Here is a 6,136-nt window from a genome sequence, read left to right on the forward strand (position 1 = left end):
AGCGGGCCCGTGGGGCCGAGCTGTCCGGCGCCCTGAACCCGGGCCAGCAGGTCATCAAGATCGTCAACGACGAGCTGGTCACCATCCTCGGCGGTGAGACCCGACGTCTGCGCTACGCCAAGAACCCCCCGACCGTCATCATGCTGGCGGGCCTCCAGGGTGCCGGCAAGACCACTCTCGCCGGCAAGCTCGGGCTCTGGCTCAAGGAGCAGGGCAAGTCCCCGATGCTCGTCGCGGCCGACCTGCAGCGCCCCAACGCCGTCACCCAGCTGCAGGTCGTCGGCGAGCAGGCCGGCGTCAAGGTCTTCGCCCCCGAGCCCGGCAACGGGGTCGGCGACCCCGTCCGGGTCGCGACCGACGGCCTGGCCGAGGCGCGGCGCACGCTGCACGACGTCGTCATCGTCGACACCGCCGGACGCCTCGGCATCGACGCCGAGCTGATGCAGCAGGCCGCCGACATCCGCGCCGCGGTCGACCCCGACGAGGTCCTGTTCGTCATCGACGCGATGATCGGCCAGGACGCCGTCGTCACGGCCGAGGCCTTCCTCGAGGGCGTCGACTTCACGGGTGTCGTGCTGACCAAGCTCGACGGCGACGCCCGTGGTGGTGCCGCACTGTCGGTCCGGTCGATCACGGGCCGCCCGATCATGTTCGCGTCGACCGGTGAGAAGCTGACCGACTTCGATGCGTTCCACCCCGACCGCATGGCCGGGCGCATCCTCGACATGGGCGACATGCTGACCCTGATCGAGCAGGCCGAGAAGGCGTTCGACTCCGAGCAGGCGGCCAAGGACGCCGAGAAGCTCATGGGCGGGTCGTTCACCCTCGACGACTTCCTCAAGCAGATGGAGGCCATCGCCAAGATGGGCTCGATGTCCAAGATCATGGGCATGATCCCCGGGATGGGCCAGTACAAGGAGCAGCTCGACAACTTCGACGAGCGCGAGGTCGACCGGATCAAGGCGATCATCCTGTCGATGACCCCCGCCGAGCGCGACAACCCCAAGATCATCGATGGCTCGCGCCGGCTGCGGATCTCGAAGGGGTCCGGCACCCAGGTCAAGGACGTCAACGGCCTGGTCGACCGCTTCTTCGACGCCCGCAAGATGATGCAGCAGATGGCCAAGGGCGGCGGCATGCCCGGCATGCCCGGGATGCCCGGCGGGATGCCGGGCCTGCCCGGTGCCGGCAAGCGGGCCGGCGCCAAGCAGAAGCCCCAGCAGAAGAAGAAGGGCAAGCGCGTGTCCGGCAACCCGGCCAAGCGCGCCGCCGCGACGGCCGCCACGCCGCCGGCGCAGGACGGCGCCAGCGCGTTCGGCTTCCCGGCCGGTCAGGGATCGACCGACTTCGAGCTGCCCAAGGAGCTCAAGGACCTGATGTAGGTCGGGAGCGACCCACCCGCGTGCCGCCGGAGGCCCACGCATACCGTCGGCGGCATGGGTTCTGCGCCGCTGGTCGTGGTCATGGGTATCTCCGGGGTCGGCAAGTCTGCGATCGGTCACGAGCTGGCCGACCGCTTCGACGTCCCGTACGTCGACGGTGACGACTTCCACTCCGAGGCCAACATCGCCAAGATGTCGGCCGGCACGCCGTTGACCGACGCGGACCGCTGGCCGTGGCTGGAGGACATCGGAGCGTGGCTGGCCGCGCACGACGCCGGCGGGGGAGTCATCAGCTGCTCGGCGCTCAAGCGCGTCTACCGCGACATCCTCGTCACGGCCGCGCCCCGGACGACGTTCCTGCACCTGACCGGCGACCACGACCTGATCAAGTCGCGCATGGAGCACCGGGAGCACTTCATGCCCTCCTCCCTGCTGGAGTCCCAGGAGGAGACCCTCGAGCCGTTGCAGGACGATGAGCACGGCTGGGTCTTCGACATCACCCCGAGCCCCGCCCAGATCGTCGACGAGTTCGTCGCGCAGGCGGAGCTGTCCGAAGGAGGACACGCATGATGCTTGCCGCCCTGGCCGCCGCCACACCCCCCGAGCCGGTCGAGGCCGTCGCCGGGACCGGCCAGCTGATCGCCGCGGCGGTGATCGGCATCGCGGTGCTCGTCATCGCCATCACCTACTTCAAGCTGCACCCCTTTCTGGCGCTGATCCTCGGCTCGCTGACCGTTGGCGCGATCGCCGGCCGCCAGATGCTCGACGCCGTCGCCAGCTTCAGCGCGGGCGTCGGATCGACGGTCGCCGGCGTCGGCGTGCTGATCGCCCTGGGTGCGATGTTCGGCAAGCTGCTGGCCGACTCCGGCGGCGCCGACCAGATCGTCGACACGATCGTGGGCCGGTCGAGCCCCCGCATGCTGCCCTGGTCGATGGCCGCGATCGGTGCCATCATCGGGCTGCCGATGTTCTTCGAGATCGGTCTCGTGCTGCTGATGCCGGTCATCTTCCTGGTGGCCAAGCGCGCGGAGCGGTCGATCATCTCGCTCGGCATCCCGGCACTCGCCGGCCTGTCCGCGATGCACGGTTTCGTGCCGCCGCACCCCGGCCCGCTGGCCGCGATCGACCTGGTCGACGCCAACCTCGGCCTGACCCTGGGCCTCGGCATCCTCGTCGCGATCCCGACGATCGTCGTCGCCGGACCGGTGTTCGCCCGGTTCGCCGACACGTGGGTGCCCGTGCCCGCCGGGGACCTCTTCGACGCGTCGACCGAGAAGCGCGAGAAGCGCCCGTCGTTCGGGATCACGCTGGCGACCGTGCTGCTGCCGGTCGTGCTGATGATGGGCAAGGCCCTCAGCGACATCCTCCTCGACGAGGGCACGACGGCGCGCAGCATCCTCGACTTCATCGGTGAGCCGCTCGTGGCCCTGCTGATCGCCGTCATCGTGGCGATCTTCACCTTCGGCATCGCGACCGGCATGAGCAAGGACGAGGTGTCCGACGTGCTGAGCAGCTCGCTGCCGCCCATCGCCGGCATCATCTTGATCGTCGGCGCCGGCGGTGGCTTCAAGCAGACGCTGGTCGACACCGGTATCGCCGACGTCATCGCCGACTTCGTCCGCGACAGCGGCGTCTCGGTGCTCCTGGTCGCGTGGCTCGTCGCGGTCATCGTGCGGGTCGCCACCGGATCGGCAACGGTCGCGACGATCACCGCCGCCGGCATCATGGTGCCGGTCGCCGCCGACCTGCCGAGTGGCGAGCTGTCGCTGCTGGTGCTGGCGATCGGCGCGGGCTCGGTGTTCTTCTCCCACGTCAACGACGCCGGGTTCTGGCTCGTCAAGGAGTACTTCGGGCTCACGGTCGGCCAGACCATCAAGAGCTGGTCGATCATGGAGACGGTGCTGTCGGTCACCGGCCTGCTCGTGGTGCTGGTGCTCAACCTGGTGGTCTGAGGACCCTCCCGGGAGATCGGTCGCGCCGGGTGGGGACGTCAGGGATAACCTGACGCAATGCTCCTGCCGCTGCTGCGGACGTACCTCGCGCCCTATAAACGGCCGATCGCGGCGGTCCTGCTCTTCCAGCTGATCCAGACCCTGGCGAATCTCTATCTCCCCGGGCTCAACGCCGACATCATCGACCGCGGCGTCGTCGCGGGCGACACCGGCTTCATCGTCCGCACCGGGCTGATCATGCTCGCGATCACGATCGTGCAGGTCGTGTGCACGATCATCGCGGTCTACTACGGCGCCCGCACCGCGATGGCGCTCGGCCGGGACCTGCGGGCCGGCGTCTTCGGCAAGGTCGAGACGTTCGCAGCCCGGGAGATGGCGCAGTACGGCGCGCCGACCCTGATCACCCGGTCGACCAACGACGTCCAGCAGGTCCAGCTCATCGTGTTCATGGCGCTGACGCTGCTCGTGACCGCACCGATCATGTGCTTCGGCGGGATCGTCATGGCCCTGCGCCAGGACGTCGAGCTGTCCGGTCTCCTCGTGCTCGTGATCCCGGCGCTCGTCATCAGCATCGGCCTGGTGATCCGGCAGATGCGTCCGCTGTTCCGCCTGATGCAGACCAAGATCGACACGATCAATGGCGTCATGCGCGAGCAGATCATGGGCATCCGGGTGATCCGGGCGTTCGTCAAGGAGGACTACGAGGCGGACCGCTTCGGCGACGCCAACCGCGAGAGCATGGAGGTCGCGGTCGCGGTCGGCCGGCTGATGTCGATGATGTTCCCGATCGTCATGCTGATCATGAACGTCTCGGTGGTCCTCGCGACGTGGTTCGGCGGCTATCGGATCAGCAGCGGCGACCTCGACGTCGGCACCCTCACGGCCTTCCAGAACTACCTCGTCCAGATCCTCATGTCGGTCATGATGGCGACGTTCATGCTGATGCTGTGGCCGCGCGCCGAGGTGTCCGCCGAGCGGATCACCGAGGTGCTCGACACCGAGCCCAGCGTGCTGGCCCCCGACGGCGCCCTCCCGGTGACCCTCGACCAGGGACGCATCGACATCACCGGCGCCTCGTTCGCGTTCCCCGGGGCCGAGCAGGACGTCCTCCACGGGATCGACCTGGTCGCCCGGCCGGGGGAGACCACCGCGATCATCGGCTCGACCGGCAGCGGGAAGTCGACGCTGCTGGGCCTGGTCCCACGGCTGTTCGACGCGACCGCCGGGACCGTCGCGATCGACGGCCACGACGTCCGCACGCTCCACCCCGAGGACGTCTGGGCGGCGATCGGCCTGGTCCCGCAGCGTCCGTTCCTGTTCTCCGGCACGGTCGGGTCCAACCTCCGCTACGGCCGCCCGGACGCGACCGACGAGGAGGTGTGGGCGGCGCTCGAGATCGCCCAGGCCACGGACTTCGTGACCAAGATGCCCGCGCAGCTCGACGCGCCCATCTCGCAGGGCGGCACCAACGTCTCCGGCGGCCAGCGCCAGCGGCTGGCGATCGCCCGCGCGATCATCAAGCGGCCCCCGATCTACCTGTTCGACGACTCGTTCTCGGCCCTGGACTACGCGACGGACGCCGCGCTGCGGGCCGCCCTGCGTACCGTCACGGCCGAGGCCGCCGTCGTCATCGTGGCCCAGCGGGTCTCCACGATCCGCGGTGCCGACCGGATCGTGGTCCTCGACGAGGGTCGGGTCGTCGGCACCGGCACGCACGCCGCGCTGATGGAGACGTGCGACGTCTACCGCGAGATCGTCCTGTCCCAGCTGACCCTCGAGGAGGCGACGGCATGAGCGGTCGGGGGCCGGCACTGGCCGGGATGGGGATGCCGCCGGCGCGGGCCAAGGACTTCACGGGCTCGCTGCGCCGGATGGTCGACCGGCTGCGGCGCGATCCGGCCGTCGTGTGGGGCGTCATCGCGTTCGGCGTCATCGCGACGACCCTGTCGGTCATCGGGCCCAAGGTGCTCGGCCACGCCACCGACATCGTGTTCACGGGATATCTGTCCGACCAGTTCCCCGCGGGCTCGACCAAGGCGGAGGTCGTCGAGGGGCTGCGGGCCGAGGGCAACGACAAGCTCGCGTCCCTGGTCGCGTCGGTCGACCTCCAGCCGGGCTCCGGGATCGACTTCACGAGCCTGTCGTGGGTGCTCGGCGGGGTCATGCTGCTGTACGTCCTGGCGTCGCTGCTCCAGTGGTTCCAGGGCCGGCTCACCACGATCGTGGTGCAGCGCACCGTCGCGGACCTGCGGGGCGACGTCGAGGCCAAGATCAACCGGCTCCCGCTGTCCTACTTCGACCGCACCGACCGCGGCGAGGTGCTGTCTCGCACGACCAACGACATCGACAACATCGCGCAGTCGTTCCAGCAGACCATGAGCCAGATGCTGAGCTCGATCCTGATGGTCGTCGGCACCCTCGTCATGATGATCGTGATCTCGCCGCTGCTGGCGATCGTGGCGCTGCTGACCCTGCCGCTGGCGTTCGCGATCACCAAGGCGGTGACCAAGCGGTCGCAGCCGGAGTTCATGTTGCAGTGGGCGAGCACGGGACGGCTCAACGGGCACGTCGAGGAGGTCTTCACCGGCCACGAGGTCGTCAAGGTCTTCGGCCGGCAGCAGGAGGCGCGCCACGAGTTCGACACTCGCAACGACGCAGTGTTCGCCGCCTCGTTCAAGGCGCAGTTCGTCTCCGGGGTCATCCAGCCCGTCATGATGTTCGTCAGCAACATCAACTACGTCCTGGTCGCGGTCGTCGGTGGCCTCCGGGTCGCCTCCGGATCGCTCAGCATCGGAGACGTGC

The 6,136-nt window shown here is 69.0% G+C and carries 5 protein-coding genes; all 5 read left to right on the plus strand.

Annotation, left to right across the window (positions count from 1 at the left end; translation table 11 throughout):
* On the plus strand, nucleotides 1-1,382 hold a 1,382-nt coding region (gene ffh / locus JWQ91_RS00740), incomplete at its 5' end, for a signal recognition particle protein (RefSeq protein ID WP_297779469.1).
* Between the two features lie 54 nt (nucleotides 1,383-1,436).
* On the plus strand, nucleotides 1,437-1,952 hold the full coding sequence (locus tag JWQ91_RS00745) for a gluconokinase (RefSeq protein ID WP_297779470.1): 516 nt from the start codon (nucleotides 1,437-1,439) through the stop codon (nucleotides 1,950-1,952).
* Nucleotides 1,952-3,334, plus strand: a complete 1,383-nt coding sequence (locus JWQ91_RS00750; RefSeq protein WP_297779473.1) for a gluconate:H+ symporter — start codon at nucleotides 1,952-1,954, stop codon at nucleotides 3,332-3,334. The genes JWQ91_RS00745 and JWQ91_RS00750 overlap by 1 nt, the downstream gene beginning before the upstream one ends.
* A gap of 57 nt (nucleotides 3,335-3,391) precedes the next feature.
* On the plus strand, nucleotides 3,392-5,128 hold the full coding sequence (locus JWQ91_RS00755) for an ABC transporter ATP-binding protein (RefSeq protein WP_297779471.1): 1,737 nt from the start codon (nucleotides 3,392-3,394) through the stop codon (nucleotides 5,126-5,128).
* Nucleotides 5,125-6,136 (plus strand): ABC transporter ATP-binding protein (locus tag JWQ91_RS00760; RefSeq protein WP_297779472.1); only part of this gene is annotated, 1,012 nt, incomplete at its 3' end. The genes JWQ91_RS00755 and JWQ91_RS00760, both read left to right, overlap by 4 nt.

This window comes from Aeromicrobium sp. (assembly GCF_025965075.1).
In the GTDB taxonomy this organism is placed as follows: domain Bacteria; phylum Actinomycetota; class Actinomycetes; order Propionibacteriales; family Nocardioidaceae; genus Aeromicrobium.